Genomic DNA, 20,318 nt, shown 5'->3' with positions numbered 1-20,318 from the left:
GGTCCCTCCCGCCCCTCCAGCAGGCCGTCCGTGGCGAGCAGGAGCGCCCAGTGCGGCCCGAGCTCGATCCGCACCTCCTCGGAGAGGTCGTCGTCGACGATGCCGAGAGCCGGACCGACGACGTCGCCCGGCAGCGCCGACAGCCGCGGATGCAACAGCGCCGGCGGCGGATGACCGGCCAGCCGCATCCGCGCCGAGGTCCGGTCGGGAGCGATCGCGAGGGTGCACACCGTCGCAAAGATCTCGTCCTGTTCCCGCTCGCTCACCAGCACGCGTTGGAGATACCCGAGCCGGTCGGGTTCCGGAACACCGGCAAGGACCAACGTGCGCCACGCGATCCGCAGGCTCACCCCGAGCGCTGCCTCGTCCGGGCCGTGCCCGCAAACGTCGCCGAGCAGGACGTGGAGCGTGCCGTCCGCGGTGGACACCATGTCGTAGAAGTCCCCGCCGAGCAGGGACTGCTGCCGGCCGGGGCGGTACCGGGCGTCGTGGTGCAACCGGCCGTCGTCGATGAGCGGCCGGGGTAACAGGCCGCGTTCGAGGCGGGCCCGCTCGTCCGCCAGCAGCTCCGACTCCCGCAGCGCCTGCGCGGCGGTGTCGGCCCGCTTGCGCTCGATCGCGTACCGGACGGCCCGGACCAGGTCCCGCCCGTCGACCTGGCCCTTGACGAGGTAGTCTTGCGCGCCCGCGGCGACCGCCTGCGCCCCCCGGTACTCGTCAACCAGACCGGTGAGCACCACGACCGGCGCTCCCGCCTCGACCGTGAGCAACCGGCGCAGCGCCGACAGGCCCTCGCTGTCCGGCAGCCCTAGATCCAGCAGCACGCACGCGACGTGCTCGCTGCGACGGGCGGCTTCGGCCACCGTACGCACCCGGGTCAGCTCGACCGGAGCGGAGGCCTCGTCGAGGAGCTCGGACACCAGATAGGCGTCGGCATCATCGTCCTCGACCAACAGCACAGGCCAGATCACTTCCACGGGATCAGCGTTCGGCGCCCGCATCGCGTTGCTCTCGGTTCCTGACACATCTCCTCGGCATTGCACGACACGAGGCCATACCGGCCCAACCCGGACCCGAAGCATGGCACGACCACAGCGCCCGTGCGCATCGGAACGCCGAACCGGAGTGGACCGCGGCCAAGAAGACCGACCAGGAAGACGGAGCGCGACGGGCTCAGGAAAACCGGGCTCAGAAAGACATGGTGGGCCCACGGGAACGACGGCAGTCGCCAGGACAGATCAACGGGCGGCGGTGTGGCTATCAGCATCGGTATGGCTGCCGGCAGCGGTGTGGCTGCCGGCAGCGCGGCCCTGCGCGCCCTCCCTCCCTGGCGGGGTCTCACCCGGAACCGGCGCCGTGGGACGGCCCAGCAGGTACCAGCCCCACAGCCCGGCGGGCACCGGGGCCCGCACCGGCGCGCCGGGTACCTCCCGAGCGTCCATCACGTCGAGCAGGTGATCCCAGTAGCCCGTCAGGCGGGCCACCAGGCTTCCACCGAACAGCCTGCTGTGCAGGAGGTGCGGATGCGGTCGGGTCGGAGCGTGGCGCATCGCATCGGAGAAGCGGTCGAGGAGATCCCGGCGCTCGTCGTCGGACAGCTCGGCCATCAGCTCACGCAGAAGTTCGTCCTCCAGCGTCGCATGTTCGACCATCAACGCGGCCAGATCCCGGCGCAGGTTCGCGACCGGCTCCGCGGGCCGGTTGAGGTCCCCCTGGACGTACTGTTCAATGCCGCGCATCACCGAGGAGCAGCGCCGCGCCAAGCGGCCCAGGTCCGCCACCCGCGCCCGGCCACCCACGACCCGGCGGGCCATCTCCGGGTAGACCACCGACTCCATCGCGCTCAGGTGCGCGGAGACGGCGGCCACGGCCGCGTCGCTGGCATGCAGCGCCTGCCGCGGGTCGGTCGACGGACCACCCACGTCACCGTGGGCGTCGGCGCTGCGCGAGAGCTCGATCAGACGGACGGCGTCCTGATGCGCGGCCTCCACCAAGGTCGCCAACGTCTCGGCCATGACCACCTCGCAGCCCATGGGCAGATACCCAGCGGAGAGCTACCGGAAGCCAAAGCTACGCCTAGCCGACCCGGTCCGCATCTCGGCAGCCACCACGCAGCCGTAACCCGGTACCCACAAAAGGTGCCAGTCGCCTCGCTCGGCACCTGACTCTCAGACCTACTCCCTGTGGTGTCCGGCCGTGGCTTCGCCGGACGGCACCGTCACCGGGCGAGGAACTCGTCGAGATCGGCGAGGAACCGCGTCTCATCCTCGACCACCAGGCCGCCGATGTCGGCGTGGCCGGGCGGACCCGGCTGCGCGAGCACAATCGAACCGGTACCGTGCCGGATGGTGAGCCGCCGCCCGAGCACCGCGGCCAGTCGCATGGAAGCCGACCCGCAGGCCTCGTCCTCGGTGACGCCGTGCCTGCTGGCGAAGGCCCGGGCCCGCACGACCCCGCCCGGCTCATCCTCCCACGCCCAGAGCTGGGTCAGGTCCTCGCCGGGTGGACGGGGCAGGTCGAGCGCGTCGACTTGGCCCGGATCCGCGAGCATCTCATGCCACCAGTAAGGCACGGCGGCCAAGGCGCTGCGGACCCAGACCCGGCCCTGCTCCTGCCAGCTGACCGCCTCGCCGCCGGCCGGGCGGAGGATCTCCGGATGGCCACCGAGCAGCCGACCCAACAGCCAGGCCGACCCTACCAGGGCGTGTCCCGCCATGGGCAGCTCCCCGGCGGGCGTGAAGGTGGCCAGCTCCGCCAGCTCCGGGTCGTCGACGAAGACCGTGGCGGGGCAGCCTAGTCGGCGCGCGACGACGGACCGCTCCCGCGCGTCGGGCAGCAACTTCGCGGCGTCCAGCACCACGGCGAGCAGACTGCCGCCGGCGCCCGTCTCGTCGGCGAACACCCGAAGCGTGCGTACCTCGATCCCGATCACTCGATCCTCCCTGTGAGGTATCCCATACGCCGGACGTGTGTCTCACCCTTCGCGTGGCACCCCGCCGGCACAGTCGCCAGGCATCCGCGTCCACGGTGAAGCCCGGATCGCCTCCGGACGGCCGGCACCGACTTGTCACCATGAAGGTTCACCAGCGGGAAGGTCGTGGGAAATGCCGACAGGTGGACATGGACATGGATCGGCGGCAGGGAAGGAGGCAATGATGCGGGACGATGCGGTGCCGGGCGAAAGAGTACGCGACGAGACGGTACGCGAGAGCCGGGGACGCGACGATGACGGCGCGCACCCGGACGGCGGCGACCACGGCAGCCAGCATCCCGTCCGGGAGGTGCTGGGGGACGCCCTGGAGCAGGCGTCGGCCAACGCCCATAAGCTCGCCGGCGCGCTGACCCGTCCGGTCTCCCTGGTCCGGGTGGGTCGCAAACGACGCCAGGTGCCCCGCCCCGGGCTACCGCGGACGCCGGACGGGCGCGTCATGGCCTGCGGCGTGTACAGCCATGGCCGGCGGGTCACCACGGACATCGACCAGGCCGACGCGCTGCGGTTGGCGCGGTCCGAACGCAGCGGGTTCGCCTGGCTCGGCCTGTTCGAGCCGAGCTACGAGCAGCTCACCGCGATCGCCGAGGAGTACAGGCTGGACAAGCTCGCGGTGGAGGACGCGGTCACCGGCCACCAGCGCCCCAAGCTCGAGCAATACGAGAACCACCTGTTCATGGTGCTCAAGACGACCAGTTACGTGGAGCACACCCAGATGACGAGCACCTCCGAGGTAGTCACCACCGGCGAAATCATGATCTTCCTCGGCGAGGACTTCGTCGTGACCGTGCGGCACGGCAGGCACGGGGAGATGACGAAGCTGCGCGGCCGGCTGGAGGCCAACCCGGAGATGCTCCGGCACGGCCCGACGGCCGTGCTGCACGCCATCTGCGACAGCATTGTGGATGACTACGTCCGCACCGTGGAAAGCATCCAGGCCGACGTCGACCAGATCGAGGCGGGGGTCTTCCATCGGGATCAGAAGCCGTCGACGGAAAGCGCCTACCAGATGAAACGCGAGCTTCTGGAGCTCAAGCACGCGGTGCTGCCGCTCGCGGGCCCGTTGCGTACCCTCACCACGGACGCCCCCACGATGGTCGACGTGGCGATGCGCCGTTACTTCCGGGACGTCGCCGACCACCTCGAGCAGGTCAGCGAGCGTATAGCTCACTTCGACGAGCTGCTTTCCTCCGTGCTCCAGGCGACGCTGACGCAGGTGACGATCGCACAGAACGAGGACATGCGACGGATCAGTGCCTGGGTGGCGATCGGCGCCGTCCCGACCGCCGTCGCCGGGATCTACGGGATGAACTTCGACCACATGCCGGAGCTTCGTCAGACGTGGGGCTACCCGGCCATCCTGGCCGTCATTACGACGATCTGCCTGTTCCTCTACCGTGCGTTCAAGCGCAACGGCTGGCTCTGACACCGACCTGCATGCTATGCGCGCAGGGACCACGACAATGACGGCAGATCCATAGTCCCTTTTTACTATCAGTTGGCTGACGCGACGTATCCGTACGATGGGTTACCCCTGGCCCGCCACGTCGGTTACCGTTACCAACCGTGTCGGAGCAACCGGGTCTCGTGCCAGCCGCTCGGTGCGGTCCCCGCCGATCCCCCCACCCGTCAGGGGACTCCATGACCTCGTCTGACCCCAAGAGTCATAAAACAGCCATCCTGCCTGATCGGGGCGATCTCATCGCGGAGCTCGCCGGCCGGCTGAAGGCCCTCGACGCGCTCCTCAACCGGCTGGAGGATGCCGAGCGGCAGGCCGCCGACGCCAGCGAGCATCTCATCCGGACCCGCCGGTGGCAGGAGGACACGGTCCGGACCATCCAGGAGGAGCGGGCTCGGATGCGCCAGCGCCAGCACGCCCTCGACGAGCTCGCCGGCCACGCCCGCGCCGCGGTCGAGGCGCTGGCGCACCATCGCTCGCTGCCCCGTGAGGTCCACGAGCTCGCGGTCGAGCTCCAGGTGCTCGATGCGGCGGGATTCCTCACCCGCCGCAGCTCCCGGTCCCGCTGAGGGGGGTGCACGCCCGACCTCGCCCGTCAACTACTTTAAGTAGTCAAAAGTCGCCTACGGGCCGAGGGAGGGCTACCCGCCCGCCCGCCTCTCACCCGGACCGGCCGCCGCCACGGACCCCCTACGCAGCGAAAAACCAGCAGGACAACCGGGGTGCGAAGGGCCTTCGGCCCGCCCGGTCAGCCCGGCCGGCCGAGCGGGCCGCCGACGTCGCGCGACGGGAACTTCAACGCACACTCGCCGTAGTTGGGAAGGACTAGTGTTTACCCACCCCGTCCAAGTGGACTAGTCTCACGCCGACGTCACGACAACACCGGGCCGAACGCCGAGTCCTGCCCCCGGCCCCGGTGTCCCCTCCGAGTCGTCATCAGGGGCAGGAGCGGGGGACCCACCTCCACCGGCCGGCACCGATCCGCGGTGTCGACCTAGGGGTGAAGCTCGACGCGTGAAGGTCACGCGAGAGCCGGGCAGCCCAGCCCGAACCCGACAGCTCACTTCGCAGGCGTACGGGAAGGAATACACCGTTGTCCGCGCAAAGCGTGCAGCTCGACGAAGAAACGCGAGGCGCCGGTCGCGGCCGTCATCGCGCACCCTCCGCGCCCCCGGCCACCCGCAGCCGGGCCCGGGCCCGCGCCTTCGCCGCCGTGACCACCGGGACCGTCGCGGTCTCCGGAGTGGCTCTCGCCGGCTGCGCCACCGACATCAACGCCGACGCAGCGAAGGACGAGCAGCCGAACACCGCTCCGATCACCCTCGCCGCGCAGATCGGCTCCCATGCCGCCCTGGGCGGCAGCATCGCGGCGGCGGCGGTCAGCACCCACGGCTCCACCTCCCTGCTCGGCTCGGCGGGCGGTGTCAACGCCCCGCCCTTGACCGGCAAGGTTCAGGTCGGTCTCCGGGTGACCAACCCCGACGTGACCGTCAACGCGGACCAGCCGATCGACATCGGCTTTTCGCTCTACAACGAGCAGACCCACGAACCACTGGCGAACCAGCTGGTCAAGGTGCAAGTGAAGCTCCCCACCGGGTGGGCCACCTTCAAGCACCTTTACACTAACGCCCAAGGCTACACTTCCTACACGGCCCGGGTGCTCACCACCACGAACGTCACCGCGGTCTTCGACGGCACGGACGCCCTGCAGTCCGCCCGCTCGGCGAACGACGCCACCCTGCGCGTACGGCCGGCACCCACCCCCCAGCCCGTCCGCAACGCCGCCTGGTCGGATCTCCTTGCGACAGTGGGCGCCGCGGGCCAGACGTCGGTTCCGGTCCCGTCGAGCTCCCTCGGGGAGAAGGCCGTCTACCTGGCCTCCCTGCAGGCCGGCAAGCCCTACGTCTACGGTGCGGAGGGCCCGAGCGCGTTCGACTGCTCCGGCTTCATCCAGTACATCTTCAAGCAGCTCGGCAGGAGTGTGCCGCGGACGACCGACGCCCAGTTCGCCGCCGCCACCCGGGTGTCGCAATACAACAAGCAGCCCGGCGACCTGATCTTCTTCGGGACGCCCGGGAACATCTACCACGTCGGCGTCTACGCGGGCAACGGCATGATGTGGGTGGCGCCGCGCACCGGCGACGTCGTGTCGCTCAAGAAGATCTATACCACCTCCTACTACGTAGGTCGGATCCTCTAGCAGCCGGTCGGAGCCGGCGCACCGCCCTCATGCCGACGCAACGGCTCATCCGGCTCCGGTGGATCGCCTTCGCGGCTAGCGGACCGCACGAGCCCTGCCAGTCCACCAGCGGCCGGCTACCGGGCCTCCCCTCCGGGTACCGACCCGAAGCCGTGAAAGCCGGGCCCGGGACTCCCACCCACCGGCGAAGCCGCGGACAGACCAGCAAGCGGGCCCTGTCACCGCCCGACAACCCGCCTACATGGTTCCTTTCCAGCTATCCGGACGGGCCCTCCTTCCGGTGGGACGGACGTCAGATCTCCCCCCCATCTGACGTCCGTCCGGCCGGAAGGCCCCCGATTCCGCCGGCCTTCCCTCGGATCCCCCCCCATCCGCACGGGAAGGCCGGCGGGCCTCGGACCCCCGGCCGACCAGGTCCGCCGATGCCGCTACCCCCCTCCCGGCGGCATCGGCGGACTTCAGCCTTCAGTCTCTGCCCGGTGCGGGAAACAGCCCGGCCCGCTCGCGGGCGCCGCGGTCAGGCCCCCAGCCGGTGACCGGACGAGAACTTCCACAGGGCCTCGCTGACCTTCCGGTCCCAGGAGGCCTCCGGGGCCCGGCCCTCCGGGACACGGTCCTGGCAGTTCGGCCCGGGCTCCGGGTCGAACTGCCCGACGACGCCTACCGCGGCGAATTCCGGCTTACCCGGGGCGCAGGCAGCGGCCAGGGCCAGCCGGGCACCCTCGCCGATCCCCCACACGTAGACCCGGTCCGGATCCACCTTGGTCCGTTCCGTGGAGACGAAGCGGACCACGTCGCGCAGATAGCGCACGTCCGCCCCCTCGGGTCCGTCGATCCGCCACGTGCCGCCCACGGCTTCCGGGAAGGCCACCGCGAAGTCGCGGGAGTTCGCGAGCTTGCCGGCGTCACTCTGCCGGTCGAGTGACTTCGCGTCCGCGTTGTCATCGTGCAGGATCAACACCAGCGGAAGCGGGTTGGCGGGATCGGACGGGGCCTGGACGAGCAGCTCACGGCCCGCCGACGCGTAGTCGCCGGGCAGGCTGACCCGCTGGGTCCTCGGGCGGTCACGGGTCCCGAGGTAGCCCCAGGCAACCACGATCACGACACCGACGATGAGCACGGTTCTCTTGTTTTTGCCCCACCATCCGGCGAGGGGATTCGACACCACGATCCAACCGAACCACACCGCTGGCCGGGAAACGCCGCAAACCTGGTAGCAGATGACGACAAGACCTGAGTCAGACCAGGTCTGTCCGCCTTGCCCCCCAAAAAAACTTGCCCCAAAAAACGCCAGGGGACACGTCAGGTGACGGCCAACGCGCGGCGCCGGGCCTGGCGCAGCACCTCCACCTCGCGGGGCGCGCCCAACGGCGGCAGCGGACCGTGGACCCAGCTCAGCAGGAGATCAGCGAGGGCGGGGTTCTGCGCGAGCACCGGCCCGTGCAGGTAGGTGCCGATGACCCGGCCATCCACAATGCCGTCCGTTCCGCCGTCACCGTCACCGGTCCCGAGCCGGACCGTACCGAGCGGGATGCCGTTCGCGCCGGGCAACCGCCTCGTCCGCCCGGCGTGATTCTCATACCCGTACAGGGTGGGCAGGCCGAGCCGTGCGTCCGGTTCCACCACGATGTCCCCGACCGCGCGCGGCGGCGGCGCGTCCGACGGGCCGAAGGAGCGACGGGTCTCCACGCCGACGAGATTCAGCCCCTCGTGGATCTCCCCACCGGACGGGAAGGTCGCGCCGATCACCTGGTAGCCGGCGCACACGGCGAGCACCGCCGCTCCCGAGCTCACCGCTCGCCGGATCGCCCGGTTCTGCCGGATGCCGTCCGCCGCGAGGACCTGCGGTGCGTCCTCACCCCCGCCGAGCAGGTAGATATCACAGCTCTCGGGCACCGCCGACCCCGCGGGAACGTTCACCACCTCGACCGGCAGACCACGCCAGCGCAGGCGCTGGGACAGCACGATCGCGTTACCGCCATCACCGTAGGTACCGAGCAGCTCGGGGTAGATCAGCGCGATCCTGGTCGCCGAGCCGCCCGTCATCGCGTGGATCCCCTCATTGCGTCACCAACCTCACCGCGTACACAATCTCACCGCGTACACAACCTTGCCGCGTACACAACCTCACCGCGTGGACCTCACCGCGTGGACCTCACCAGCAGATCGCGAAACGCCGTGTAGTTGGCGACGACGTCGACCACCTTCTCGTTGGCGGCCAGGGCCGCGTCCTCCGCGCTGGCATACACGCTGTGCGGCACCTCCGCATAGGCCAGCCGCACGCTCATGTCCTCCTTGCGCTCCCCGGTGACCAACACCTGCCGGCCGGCGAGCCGTTCGAACGGCACGTCCCAGATCCAGGACGGATCCCGCCCGTCAGCGGTCTGGGAGTTGAAGTCGATGACGACAGGCCGCGGCGGCGCGTCCGCCAACAGCTCCATCATCTCCACCCAGCCGGCGGGGTTCTTCGCCAGCAGCAGCCGGCCTCGGTGGCCCTCCTCGCCGAGCGCCACCTCCTGATAGCGACCCTGCACATCGCCCAGGCCGGTCATGGCTGCAAGCGCATCCTCGATCTCGACGCCGAACTCCCGGGCCGCGGCGGCGGCCATCGCCGCGTTACCGAGGTTCACCCGTCCGGGCAGATCGAGCCGGGCCGCGATGGTGCGGCCGTACCAGAGCAGTTCCCGGGAGCCGGTGACCGCGACGATCGGTTCGGGCCTGGCCAGCCCGCACTCGGACCACCAGCCACTGCTGTTGCGGTACAGCAGCCGGGCGCACTGCGGGCAGACCATCGCGTCCGCCGTCCAGTTCTGCCCCGCCGACACCCAGACCTGCCGGTGCCAGCCCGCCGCCGCCCAGGCCACCAGGGGATCATCGACGTTCGCGACCACCGTCGTGTCGCGCAGCTCCGAGCCGAGCTCGCGCCACATGGCGGCGATGCGCCGCGTCTCGTTGGACCGGTCGAGCTGGTCGCGGCTGATGTTCATCAGCAGGACCACCCGCGGGGAGATCTCCCTGGCCACCTTCGGCAGCCAGATCTCGTCCACCTCGAGAGCCGCCGCCGCGTCGAACGGCGGCCGGGACAGCGCGGCCAGCACCCCGGGCGCCATGTTCGCCCCGCCGCTGTTCGACTTGACCGGCCCCAGGGTGCCCAGGGCCCGGGCAAGCAGCCGCGTGGTGGTGGTCTTGCCGTTGGTGCCCGACACGCAGGCGGTCATCCGGTGGGAGCCGACCTCTGCGAGCGCCCCCGGGGACACCCGCAGCGCGAGCTTGCCACCGATCATCTCGCCGGAACCACGGCCGAGCCGGCGTGACGCCTCGGCCGCCAGACGTTCAACGGCGAGCGCGGCCTGGGTCCTGGCGGTGAACCGGCGGGGGATTGATGTCGTCATCGCGGTTTCTACAGTGCCACGACGGCACCGGGCGGCGAAGCCCGCCCCGTCTTCCGTTCCGATAGATCCCGGTCCAGTCCCCGGTCATCGGCCCGGTACCACCCGGTAGCGCCCCCGGACGGGGGTTTGTTCCGGCCGGACATTACCTCACGTGAGCTGGCGTTACCCATAGTCCGTCGGGGAAGGCGTCGACCGGACCACCGTGGCGGAATCGACGCGGCATCGCGGTAGAACTCACCCGACGGAGTGAACCGGAATACCCACGGCCGCCCCCACAGGTGAGAATCACAGGTGGAACACGGCTGGTCGGCGCGGGTGCGCAGGTTCGGCCACCGGGGGCCGCGCCGGGCGGGCATTCCGGACCGGCACGGCCGGCACGGCCAGCCCGGGTCCGCCGCGCGGTTGCAGAAGGGACGTGAGGGCGCACAGTGACCACGAAGGCAATCGCGATCGCGCAGGTACACGGCCACTGGTCGGTGCACGATCTCGACCCGGCCGACGCCGACGACCTCGACGCCCTCACCGACATGATGCGGGATCTGGGTGACGGCCCCGTCATCGCCTTCATCGAGGAGGACGACGAGTACCTCGCGGTGGTCTGCATGCGTCCCGACGACCCGGATCCGCAGGTCTTCCTCTCTGATCGCCGGGTCCTGGTGACCTCCGATCTCGCCGAACGCCTGTTCGCCGACGCGCTGCCCTCGATGGCGGGACTGATCACCGCGGACGACGAGGATGACGCGTCCGCCGTCACCCATGCCGCCCCCGTGGGCGATCTCGATCTACTCGGCGATCTGGGCACCCCCGCGGAGGCGTTGTTGGAACTGATCGGCGAGGAGGGGATGCTGCCGGGCGATGTGATCAGCGCGCTCAGCGAACGGGCCGGGGCGGGGGAGATCCTCGACGACGCACGTGGCTGAGCTCACCGGTCCGGCTGATCCGGGATGACCGATCCCGACGAGTACCCCCGGGCGGGCGCTCCCGCCCGGCTGAGCGGTCCACCCGGACTAGACCGCTTCCACGAGGCGATGGGGCTCGCCCTGCGCGAGGCCCGCCTGGCCCCGGACCACGCCGACGTCCCGGTGGGTGCCCTGGTGGTGACCGAGGACGGCACGGTGCTCGGACTCGGGCACAACGAGCGGGAACGCGGCGCCGATCCCACCGCCCACGCCGAAATGATCGCCCTGCGGGCGGCCGCGCGCCGGACGGGTTCCTGGCGGCTACCGGGAGCCACCCTCGTGGTCACGCTGGAGCCCTGCACCATGTGCGCGGGGGCCCTCGTGCTCGCCCGGGTGGACCGCCTCGTCTACGGTGCGGTCGACGAGAAGGCCGGGGCGGTCGGCTCGCTCTGGGACGTGGTGCGGGACCGGCGGCTCAATCATCGACCCGAGGTGGTTGCCGGGATTCGCGCCGGCGAGTGCGGCGCGCTCCTGGCGGAGTTCTTCGCCGCGCGCCGACGCCCGGCGGGGCGCTAGCCGGCACACCGCCGCCACGCTAGCCCGGTTCGGGACGACGGGACGACGGGACGACGGGGTGCCGTCTCGACGCCGTCGGACCCCTACACACCCCGGCGAACCGGACTCTCGCGACGTCCGGTAGGCTAATCCACGGTGGAGTCGCCTAGTGGCCGAGGGCGCACGCCTCGAAAGCGTGTGAGGGGGCAACCCCTCCGTGGGTTCAAATCCCACCTCCACCGCCCTATCGGTACGTCTCGCTATTCGCGTGCTGCCCAGCCGGCCAACCAGCCACGATGCTCCCGCACCTGGCTCCTCCCGCACCTGGAACGCCGGCTCGAGCAGCGGCTGGCTGGGCCCGCACAGCGGTCCCGGAGGATCAAGCCCGGGCAGACGTCGACTTGCAGTCGCCGCGGAGCGTGAAATAGTAAACGCGGAAAGTAATTCACTACTGACCATGACGCCCGCGGATGGATACCCGCGGGCGTTTCCATCAGCTGCACGACCGGCGAGTCGGAGGCAATGGCATGGCGAGAATCGTTATTTTTGGTGCCGGTGGTCAGATCGGGCGCCGTATCACCGACGAGGCGATTCGACGGGGGCATGCGGTCACCGGTGTCGAGCTCGACGCGGCCCGGGTGAAGAAACTTCCCAACAAAGCGAACGGCGTGGTCGGCGACGTCACGTCCCGCGATTCCGTTCAGCAGCTGGCGCAGGATGCGGACGCCGTCATCGTGGCGATCGGCGGCGCGGACCGCCCGGTGCACGCGAACGCTGCCCGCACGCTCGTTGACGTCCTGCCGCGCATCGGCGAGCCGGCGCCGAGCATCCTCCACGTCTCCAGCGGGGGGACCCTGGAGGACGAGAACGGTCAGCGTCTCATGGACACCCCGGGCTTCCCGGCCGCCGAGCGCAAGGACGCTCTTGACCAGGCCGACGCGCTCGACGTCTACCGCGGCGCCCGGAACATACGGTGGGCCGCCATCACCCCGCCGCCGCGGAACGTGGGCCAGGGAAAGCCCCGGGGAGGGTACCGCACCGGCAATGACCGGCCGGTGGTGGACGCCCAGGGCAACACGGGCATCTCCCTGGAGGATCTCGCCGTCGCGGCCCTCGACGAGATCGAGAAGCCGCGGCACCGCAACCGGCGGTTCAGCGTCGGCAACTGAGCCACGCGCCCGGGCGGGCGGCACGGGTCGGACCCACCCGCGCCGCTCCGGGCGGCACGCCCCGTACCCCGGACCGGCGGGGAGACCGAACCGGCGGGAAGACCGGACGGCGGGGAGAGGGAGCTCATCGTGGCGAGGATCAGGCCATCGTGGCGAGGATCGCGCCGATGTCGTCGACGGTGGTCCGCGGGTTGACGATGGCGAACCGGGCGACGGTCTCGCCCTCGTGCACGGTGGGCGGAACGAACGCGAAACCGTCCCGCAGCAGGTTCTCGCTCCACCGCCGGTAGTCCGCGGCCTGCCAACCCAGCCGACGGAACACCACGATCGACAGCTGCGGTTCCCGCACCAGCTCGAGGTGAGGCAGCGCGGCGATCTGGAGCACGGCCGCCCGGGCGGTCGCCAGCGTGGACTCAATGGCCTGGCCGTAGGCCAAGGTGCCATGCGTCGCCAGCGAGAACCAGAACGGCAGCCCGCGGGCCCGCCGGGACAGCCCGATGGCATAGTCCGACGGGTTCCAGGCCCCCGCCGAATCCAGGACCTCGAGGTAGCCGGCCCGCTGCGGGCCGTGCGCCGCCCGGGCCACCGCCGGATCGCGATACACCAGCGCGCAGGCGTCGAACGGCGCGAACAGCCACTTGTGTGGATCGACGATGAACGAGTCGGTCTCGGCGATCCCGTCGAAGAGAGAGCGGGTCGATGCGGCGGCGAGCGCGGCCAGCCCGTAGGCGCCGTCCACATGCACCCACAGCCCGCGGGCCTGACAGACGTCCACCACCCCGCGGATGTCGTCGACGGTGCCGAACTGAGTGGTCCCGGCAGTCGCCACCACCGCGAACACGCCGTCGACGGCCTCGGCGCCGCCCTGCTCGGCGAGCCGGTCCAACGCCTCGGCCAACAGCGGGCCGGTCAGCCGTCCGGCGTCATCCGTCGGCACGACGACGACCTCGGCGTCGAGCACCGTGGCGGCCTGGTAGAGGGAGGAGTGCGCCTCGGCACCGCAGACGAACCGCCATCGCGGTGGAGTCGGCCGACCGGCGGCGGTCAACCGACTCCGGGCGGCATGCCGGGCGGCGGCCAGCGCCGACAGGTTGCCGACGGTGCCCCCCGGTACGAACAGCCCACCGGCGCAGGCGGGGAAGCCCGCGAGGTCCGACAGCCATCGCAGCGCCTCGTTCTCCGCGAAGACCGCGCCCGCGCCCTCCATCCAGCTGCCCGCGTAGATGGACGATGCCCCGACCACCAGATCGAACAACACAGCCGCCTTGGTCGGGGCGGCCGGGATGAAAGCGAGATTGCGGGGATGATCCGTCGAGATGCAGGCGCGGGACAGCTTCTCGTCGAACACCTCGAGGACACGACGGCCACCGATGCCCTCGGCGGTGATCGTGGATCCCACCGCTGCCGCCAACTCGTCCCGTGACAATGGCGCGTCCAGCGGTACCGGATCGAATCCGAGCCGGACGCGAGCAAAGTCACAGATCGCGCGGACGAGATCGGCAGTCTGCCCGTCAAACCGATGCACAGGCGGAGTCTAGGGTCGGCCATGCCCGGACATCGGGTAGCTCACCCCGCCGCAACATCGGCGTTTCCGGGTCAACCCCGAGTTCACACCGGATCGTCGCGGACCGTCACAAGCCGCCCGGGTCGGGGTGATCTCCCGCGACCCGGGGGACGACGCGAGGCTACGCGTCCTGCTTGCCGCGCTGACGACGGAAGAGGAACCCGCCACCAATCAGGGCAACCAACAGAACAATTGCTCCGACACGCTTCACAACAAACCTCCACGATGAGGACCCGGCCTACGGGACGACATGCCCGGGCGTCCATCCATATACCCCATGGACGCCGCGGAAGGTGCCCAGACCCGCCGTCCCGGGGGACGAGCGGCCGACACATCCTCATGTCATCGAAACCGAGCATGCCATGAAGTGGTCCCAGGCGTGCAACCGGACCGCCGGACAAGCCGACGCGTCCTACAACAGCGCGATGGACACGTGTCGTACCGCGGGGCAATCTTCACGCGACCCGGCGTTTGGACCGTGCTTTCACAGTCGCCCTCATCGCACCCGTTCGGCGACAAGGGCGGCGAGGGCGTCGGCGCCTAGAATGTTCCTGAGGATGTGCACGGCGAATCCCGGGGGCGATGGTGGCACGAGTTTTCGTCAGCCATGCGGGCACCGACGCGGAGCTGGCCGACGAGGTTCATCAGGCACTGACCCTTCTTGGCCACCGGGTGTTCCTCGCTCAGGACATCCGGGTGGGCGTCCAGCCCGGCGACATGTGGAAGGATCGGTTGCACCGCGAGCTGCGAGCCGCCGACGCCGTGGTCTGTGTCATCACCAACGCCTACAACGCCTCCCCGTGGTGCGCCTACGAACTGGGAATCGCCTACGAGGTCGGCAGCCTGTTGCTGCCGCTGCGCGTGGAGCCGACGGTCACCTCCCCGCTCCTGGAGGACCGGCAGCACGTTCACCTGCACGAAAATCCGCGATGGGCCGACAACCTGAACGTTGGGCTGCGGCGCGTCGAGGCCGCCGGCGGGCTGGGCTGGGCGGACGACCGGTCCCCGTTCCCGGGTCTGCGGCCGTTCACCCGGGACATGGCCAAGGTGTTCTATGGGCGCGGCAACGAGCTGCGGCGGCTCACCCACCGGCTACGCTCCCTCGGTGAACAGCGTCTGCTACTGGTGGTCGGTGCCTCCGGGTGCGGCAAGTCGTCGCTGGTCACCGCCGGCTTGCCGGCCCGGCTGGCGGGCGAGCCCGGCTGGGAGGTGGCCGACCCCTTCTGGCCGGGCCGGGACCCGGTCCGCAAGCTCGCCCACACCCTGACCCAGGCTGCGAGGCGCGTCGGCCAGCAGTGGGCGGTCACCGACATCGACCGGCAGCTCAGGGAGGACGACCTGGCCCTGATGGGGCTGGCCGAAGAACTTCTGACGGCCGGCTCCGGCCCGGCGCGGGACAGACTGCTGCTACTGATCATCGATCAGGGCGAGGAGCTGTTCACCCGATCGGACGAAGAGGAACGGGCCCGGTTGGCGACCCTGTTGCGGCATGGGGTCACCGGTCCCGTGCGGGTGGTCATGGCGCTTCGCTCCGAGTTCCAGGACCAGGTCTTCGCCCTGCCCGAACTGAGCGGCCCCCCCGAACAGGGCGGGGTCAACCTGCACGTCTTCCCCCTCCGCCCGCTGGCCCGGGACATGCTGCCGGTCGTCATCACCGAGCCGGCCCGGGTAGCCGGCCTGCAGGTGGAGCCGGAGCTGGTCGCCAAGATGGTCGCGGACACCGAGGACGGCGAGGCACTGCCGCTGCTGGCGTTCACGCTCCATGAGCTGGCCAAGGACCAGACCCGCGGCGGCACCCTGTCGATGGACCGGTACCACGAGCTGGGTGGCGTGCAGGGGGCGCTGGCCCGCCGCGCCGACGCCGTCCTCGACGACGCCGTGGAGACGAGCGGGCTGGGCCGGGAGGAGATCCTGGTCGGCCTGGCCGAGCTCGCCACGCTCGACGAGGCCGGTCGGCGGACCCGCCGACGCATCGACCTCAAGGACCTGCCGTCCGACGCGTTGCGGAGAACCTTCCAGGTCTTCGTGAACCAACGGCTGCTGTCCACCCCCAGCGACAGCCTGGGGACCGCCGTCGGGGTCGTCCACGAGGCGTTGCTGACCGCCTGGAAGCCACTGGATGCCGTCATCCGGGAACGGGAAGCCGCCCTGCTCAGTGAGGGCAAGGTCGAGCGCGCCGCCGCCGAGTGGGAGCACAACGACGGCCCGCTCTGGGACGAGGACCGGCTGACCACCGCCATCACGACGCTGTGGCAGTCCTATGAGCGTTTCCGCGCCGGTGAGGAGCCGGTGGTCCATCTCAAACCGGCCGGGCGGAGGTTCATCGACGCGTGCGACCAGCGGATCGAGGAAGCCCGTCGCCAGGAACGTGCGCGCGTCGAGGCGGCCCGCCGCCGGGAACGTCACGAACGTCAACGCCGCCGGCAGGTCATCACCGTCCTTTCCGTGCTCCTCGTCTTCAGTGTCGCCGGTGCCGCGATCGCCACCTGGCAGTCCCTCACCGCCCGGCAGGCGCAGCGCACCGCGGAACGGGCGCAGCGCACCACCGAACGGGCGCGGCACGCCCTGATCACTCATACCCTGCTCGCCAACGCCGACGCCGCGCGGGCGACGGACCGGGTGCGCGCGTTACGACTCGCCATCGCCGCCGAGAACATCGACTCCGGTACCGGTGGTGAGGCCGGTAGTGAGGCCGGCAGCCAGGCGAACCTGCTGCAGACTCTCGTCGAGGACCCGACCGCGCTCGCCAGCCGCGGCGATCCCGTCACCTCGGTGACGTTCTCCCCGGACGGGCGCCTCCTGGCCGTCGGCGGCGCGAACGCAACGGTCGTGCTGTGGGATGTGACGGAGGGTCAACCTCGTCGGATCGACCCGCCCCTCACCGGCCAGCGCAGCGGGATCACGTCGGTGACGTTCTCGCCGGACGGCCGGAACCTCGACGCGACCGGCGTCGACGGGACAGTGCTGCGGTGGGACATCGCCGACCCGGACCGGCCACAAGCGCGGGAGCGCGTGAATGCCGCCGCGGTCCCCCCCACGCCGTGGGAGGCATTCTCCCCGGACGGGCGCCTCAGAGCCACCGGCCAGAACGGATCGATCATGCTGGCGGATGTCACCGCCCCGGATCGGCCCCGGCCGCCCAGCCTCCTTCTCGCCGACCCCGGACCGGTCCGGGCCGTGGCCTTCTCCCCGCACGGGCAGGTCCTGGCCGCGGTCGGATCTGGCCGGAGGGTATGGCTCTGGGACACCAGCGTCACCCCGCCGCGGCAGATCGGGCAGCCGCTGACCGGGCACACCCGCTCCGTCCTGTCGCTGGCGTTTTCCCCGGACGGCGGGACGCTGGCCTCCGGCGGCAACGATGGCACCGTCCGGCTGTGGCGGCTCGCCGCGGTCGACGCGTTCCGCCGCAACGGCGTCGTCGAGTACGCCTGCCACGAGGCCCAGGGCGGGCTCGACCAGTCGGCGTGGAGCTTTCACATTCCCGGCCTGCCCTACCAGGACACCTGCGCCGGGTGACCGCCGACGGCACCGGCGGCACCGGCGGCTACGACGGCAACGACGGCAACGACGGCAACGTCCAGGTGTCGAGGCGTTCGGCGATGTTGTTCGTGCCCTGGCGCCGCCCGGCGATCCGCCGGGCGTCCGTGAGGAACCGGTGGGTCCGCGTGACCATCACGGCGTTCGGCCGGTGCTCGGAGATGTCCAGTGCCTCGGTGACGAGCGCTTCGGCCTCGTCGACGTGGTGGCGGTGCAGGGCCGCTGTAGCCGCGGCGATCCTCGCCATCGACCGCAGGCCGGTCGCCCCGGCGACGTCGAGATGGTGCACCGAGGCGTCGGTATAGACCGAGGCCGCGTCCGGTTGGCCGAGTTCGACGTACGCCGCCGCAGACAGTTCAGCGAGCGTCAGCATATGCAGGGTGTCGATCGAGAACCCGGGGTTGCCCGACTGCGCGCGGCTCAGCGTCCCCTGGATGCGCCAGGCACGGTTGATCGCTTCGTGCACGCCCGCCCGTTCACCGAGCGCGCCCAGGGTACGGGCCTCTATCGCCGCGGCGCGGCTGGCGGCCGGCGAGCCCGCACCGACGTGGGACGTGGCGGCGCGGGCCAGCGCGAGGGCGGAGGCCAGGCGGCCGGACTTGCGGGCCAGGGAGCTCTGCCACAGCCGAACCCAGCACTGCAGTGCCCGGTCCCGCGCCTCCTCGGCGTGGCCGAACGCCTCGGCGAACGCGGCCGTCGCCCCGGGGATGTCACCGAGGTCGTGGCGGGTGGTGGCCCACAGGGCGGCCAGGCGGCCGGCGGCACGGTGCAGGCGGGCGTCGACGGCGGTCGGGTGCCCGCCCTCGGCGAGCAGGGAGCGGACGGCCGGCAGATGCCGGCGTAGGTACACGCTCGTCGCGCCGATCGGGGTCCGCTCGTACGCCCCGGTGATCTGCTGGATGCGGACGTCGATGTGGTTCAGGACGTCCTCGGACGCGATCACTCGCGGGGTCACTCGCCCGCTCCGGACCATGAACAGCCCGGGTGGCAGGGATGCCCCCGCCGCCAGCCGGAGGAACCGCCGTCGATCGGACTCGTCGCCCATGCCGCACCTGCGCTTCGGGATGTCGCCCGCCTCCCATGACCATGATCCGTCCATGGGCAGTCGAGAAACGGGTCATCGTCCATGGTCACGCCCCGTCTGCCATGGTCATGCCCCGTCTGCCGGCCCGACTGCACACTCGCTGGACGCTAGCCGGGGCGGCTGCCCGCCGGAAGCGGAAACACCCAGCACAACGTGGTCTCCCACGGCCCGCGGCCCGCCGCAGCCTACGGCCCACAGCGGCACCGGTCGACCCGGCACAGGTCACTCGCCGTGACTTCTGCACCGGCGGAGCCTCAGGGCGGTCGTGGCAGCCGCCCGCCGCCTGCCTGGTCGGCCTGGTCGGCCTGGTCGTCGGATTCAATGATCTCGGTGTAGGCATCCACGCGACGGTTGGGGAGCGTCGTCGGCAGTTCCAGGTGGACGGCGCCCGCCGGCAGCACGCCGACCCCGCCGGCCCGCTCCATCACCCGCAGCTGGGCCACCACGTCCTCGCCGCGGTGGTCGGGGGGCAGTCTGGGCCAGAATTCGAACCCGCCCGCCATGACCAGTTCATGCCGGTCGTACAGGACGCAGCCCCCGATCCAAGCCACCCGGTAGGCGAGCCAGCCACCCGCCGGCAGCCGGCCGCGACGGGCGAGGCCGGCGGTGATGTGGGTGAGGTTCGCCGCGTTGTGCAACCGCCAGCGTTCCCAGCCGGGAGTGCCCTTGCGCACCCGCTCCGGCCGGACGTCCGCGGCGTCGGTGACGGTCTCGAAGGGTTTCTGCTCGTGCGGCCGCACGTCCGTGACGTGGCTCAGCCCCTGCGGTGGGGTGCCGACGAAGCCGCAGCGCAGGGTGCGGATGGCGGCGAGCAGCCGGTCCACGAGGGCCGGCTCGCAGAGCACATCGTCGTCGAGGTAGAGCACATATCGGCCGCGGGACGCGTCGAGCAGGAACTGGCGCTGCTCCGCCATGCCCCGCCACGTCCGCCCCCGGTGCACCTCGACGGCGCTGCCCCGCGCTCGTAGCAGCCGCAGCACCCCCTGGACCTCGGGGGTGTCGCACGCTGCCGGTCCCGGTGTCTGGTCCGAGATGACGACGCGGAATCCGGTTGCGGTCTGCGCTGCCAGGCCGGCGAGCGTCACGGCCAGCGCCGCGGGCCGCCCGCGGGTGGGTATCAGGACGTCCAGATCGCCCGGCGCCCCAGCCGACGCCGACGTCATTACCACACCGCCCCCCGGTCAGTCGTCGTCGGGATCATCGTCGCAGTCGAGCCGGTCCCAGTACTCCATAGAAAACCAGCGGTTCGAAGGAACCGTCTGGGAGATGACCGAGCTCGGCACGTTCACCGTCCACAATCCACCTGCGCTCGACAGCCCGGAACTCGACGCTGCGCTACGGTCCGCCGTGAGACTCTTCGTCCGCGGCTACAAGTAGGGAGGCCGGGCCGACGCCCGGTGAACGGGTCATGGCATCCTGACCGGACTGACGTAGTTCGATCGTGCTCTGGTTAGCCGAGGAGACCTGCCA

16 protein-coding genes, 1 tRNA gene and 1 riboswitch are annotated in these 20,318 nt (G+C 70.8%); of the genes, 8 read left to right on the top strand and 9 right to left on the bottom strand.

All coding sequences use genetic code 11. From position 1 onward, the window contains the following. From AC08OV_RS07385 to AC08OV_RS07375, 3 genes are all read right to left on the bottom strand, one after another. The coding region (locus AC08OV_RS07385) for a PP2C family protein-serine/threonine phosphatase (protein ID WP_476619475.1) at positions 1–1,001 on the bottom strand (1,001 nt) is incomplete at its 3' end. Positions 1,002–1,238: 237 nt separating this feature from the next. Further along, on the bottom strand, positions 1,239–2,015 hold the full coding sequence (locus tag AC08OV_RS07380; RefSeq protein ID WP_476615657.1) for a hemerythrin domain-containing protein: 777 nt from the start codon (positions 2,013–2,015) through the stop codon (positions 1,239–1,241). A 203-nt stretch (positions 2,016–2,218) separates the two neighbouring features. Further along, positions 2,219–2,932, bottom strand: coding sequence for a PhzF family phenazine biosynthesis protein (locus AC08OV_RS07375; RefSeq protein WP_476615658.1), 714 nt, complete (start codon positions 2,930–2,932; stop codon positions 2,219–2,221). A 220-nt stretch (positions 2,933–3,152) separates the two neighbouring features. On the opposite strand from AC08OV_RS07375, the gene corA reads away from it, so the two are divergent. From corA to AC08OV_RS07360, 3 genes are all read left to right on the top strand, one after another. Then, entirely contained in the window at positions 3,153–4,415 is a 1,263-nt protein-coding gene (gene corA / locus AC08OV_RS07370) for a magnesium/cobalt transporter CorA (RefSeq protein ID WP_476615659.1), read from the top strand. 215 nt (positions 4,416–4,630) lie between these two features. Further along, positions 4,631–5,017, top strand: coding sequence for a hypothetical protein (locus AC08OV_RS07365; protein WP_476615660.1), 387 nt, complete (start codon positions 4,631–4,633; stop codon positions 5,015–5,017). A gap of 344 nt (positions 5,018–5,361) precedes the next feature. Beyond that, a riboswitch (cyclic di-AMP (ydaO/yuaA leader) is annotated at positions 5,362–5,536 on the top strand. Positions 5,537–5,541: 5 nt separating this feature from the next. After that, positions 5,542–6,648 carry a C40 family peptidase gene (locus AC08OV_RS07360; RefSeq protein WP_476613481.1) on the top strand — a complete coding sequence of 369 codons (1,107 nt, stop codon included), beginning with the start codon at positions 5,542–5,544 and terminating at the stop codon, positions 6,646–6,648. A gap of 517 nt (positions 6,649–7,165) precedes the next feature. On the opposite strand, the gene AC08OV_RS07355 is transcribed toward AC08OV_RS07360, so the two are convergent. The 3 genes from AC08OV_RS07355 to AC08OV_RS07345 all read right to left on the bottom strand — a co-directional run bounded on the left by AC08OV_RS07355 (position 7,166) and on the right by AC08OV_RS07345 (position 10,040). Then, a complete protein-coding gene (locus AC08OV_RS07355) occupies positions 7,166–7,813 on the bottom strand; it encodes a plasmid partitioning protein (protein ID WP_476594059.1) in 648 nt (215 codons plus the stop codon). A gap of 137 nt (positions 7,814–7,950) precedes the next feature. After that, complete coding sequence (locus tag AC08OV_RS07350) at positions 7,951–8,694, bottom strand: type 1 glutamine amidotransferase (RefSeq protein WP_476613479.1); 744 nt, start codon at positions 8,692–8,694, stop codon at positions 7,951–7,953. A 95-nt stretch (positions 8,695–8,789) separates the two neighbouring features. Further along, positions 8,790–10,040 (bottom strand): MurT ligase domain-containing protein, encoded by a 1,251-nt coding sequence (locus AC08OV_RS07345; protein ID WP_476613478.1) that lies wholly within the window; start codon positions 10,038–10,040, stop codon positions 8,790–8,792. Positions 10,041–10,468: 428 nt separating this feature from the next. Between AC08OV_RS07345 and AC08OV_RS07340 the strand changes: the two genes are divergently transcribed. From AC08OV_RS07340 to AC08OV_RS07325, 4 genes are all read left to right on the top strand, one after another. Next, positions 10,469–10,960: a tRNA adenosine deaminase-associated protein gene (locus AC08OV_RS07340; protein ID WP_476613477.1), complete on the top strand. Its 492-nt coding sequence runs from the start codon at positions 10,469–10,471 to the stop codon at positions 10,958–10,960. Positions 10,961–11,068: 108 nt separating this feature from the next. Further along, complete coding sequence (tadA, locus tag AC08OV_RS07335; RefSeq protein ID WP_462187576.1) at positions 11,069–11,515, top strand: tRNA adenosine(34) deaminase TadA; 447 nt, start codon at positions 11,069–11,071, stop codon at positions 11,513–11,515. A 134-nt stretch (positions 11,516–11,649) separates the two neighbouring features. Further along, positions 11,650–11,736 (top strand) — tRNA-Ser (locus AC08OV_RS07330). Positions 11,737–12,021: 285 nt separating this feature from the next. After that, complete coding sequence (locus AC08OV_RS07325; RefSeq protein ID WP_476613476.1) at positions 12,022–12,663, top strand: NAD(P)-dependent oxidoreductase; 642 nt, start codon at positions 12,022–12,024, stop codon at positions 12,661–12,663. 139 nt (positions 12,664–12,802) lie between these two features. On the opposite strand, the gene AC08OV_RS07320 is transcribed toward AC08OV_RS07325, so the two are convergent. Beyond that, a complete protein-coding gene (locus AC08OV_RS07320) occupies positions 12,803–14,188 on the bottom strand; it encodes a pyridoxal phosphate-dependent decarboxylase family protein (RefSeq protein ID WP_476613475.1) in 1,386 nt (461 codons plus the stop codon). A gap of 621 nt (positions 14,189–14,809) precedes the next feature. On the opposite strand from AC08OV_RS07320, the gene AC08OV_RS07315 reads away from it, so the two are divergent. Further along, positions 14,810–17,743 carry an nSTAND1 domain-containing NTPase gene (locus AC08OV_RS07315; protein WP_476613474.1) on the top strand — a complete coding sequence of 978 codons (2,934 nt, stop codon included), beginning with the start codon at positions 14,810–14,812 and terminating at the stop codon, positions 17,741–17,743. A 28-nt stretch (positions 17,744–17,771) separates the two neighbouring features. Here AC08OV_RS07315 and AC08OV_RS07310 read toward each other — a convergent pair whose 3' ends face one another. Both AC08OV_RS07310 and AC08OV_RS07305 read right to left on the bottom strand, forming a co-directional pair. Beyond that, complete coding sequence (locus AC08OV_RS07310) at positions 17,772–18,809, bottom strand: hypothetical protein (RefSeq protein WP_476613473.1); 1,038 nt, start codon at positions 18,807–18,809, stop codon at positions 17,772–17,774. Between the two features lie 293 nt (positions 18,810–19,102). After that, positions 19,103–20,011, bottom strand: coding sequence for a glycosyltransferase family 2 protein (locus tag AC08OV_RS07305; RefSeq protein ID WP_476613472.1), 909 nt, complete (start codon positions 20,009–20,011; stop codon positions 19,103–19,105). Between the last annotated feature and the right edge of the window lie 307 nt (positions 20,012–20,318).

This window comes from Frankia sp. CeTa3Moorea, from assembly GCF_978021225.1.
This window is presented reverse-complemented; position numbering and strand designations above follow the sequence as displayed.

Excerpts from the sequence above, each read along its gene's own strand:
- AC08OV_RS07315 (WP_476613474.1), top strand. The coding sequence starts at position 14,810 with ATGGTGGCACGAGTTTTCGTCAGCCATGCGGGCACCGACGCGGAGCTG.
- AC08OV_RS07345 (WP_476613478.1), bottom strand. The coding sequence starts at position 10,040 with ATGACGACATCAATCCCCCGCCGGTTCACCGCCAGGACCCAGGCCGCG.
- corA (WP_476615659.1), top strand. The coding sequence starts at position 3,153 with ATGATGCGGGACGATGCGGTGCCGGGCGAAAGAGTACGCGACGAGACG.
- AC08OV_RS07365 (WP_476615660.1), top strand. The coding sequence starts at position 4,631 with ATGACCTCGTCTGACCCCAAGAGTCATAAAACAGCCATCCTGCCTGAT.
- AC08OV_RS07305 (WP_476613472.1), bottom strand. The coding sequence starts at position 20,011 with ATGACGTCGGCGTCGGCTGGGGCGCCGGGCGATCTGGACGTCCTGATA.
- AC08OV_RS07325 (WP_476613476.1), top strand. The coding sequence starts at position 12,022 with ATGGCGAGAATCGTTATTTTTGGTGCCGGTGGTCAGATCGGGCGCCGT.
- AC08OV_RS07380 (WP_476615657.1), bottom strand. The coding sequence starts at position 2,015 with ATGGCCGAGACGTTGGCGACCTTGGTGGAGGCCGCGCATCAGGACGCC.
- AC08OV_RS07310 (WP_476613473.1), bottom strand. The coding sequence starts at position 18,809 with ATGGGCGACGAGTCCGATCGACGGCGGTTCCTCCGGCTGGCGGCGGGG.
- AC08OV_RS07350 (WP_476613479.1), bottom strand. The coding sequence starts at position 8,694 with ATGACGGGCGGCTCGGCGACCAGGATCGCGCTGATCTACCCCGAGCTG.
- tadA (WP_462187576.1), top strand. The coding sequence starts at position 11,069 with ATGGGGCTCGCCCTGCGCGAGGCCCGCCTGGCCCCGGACCACGCCGAC.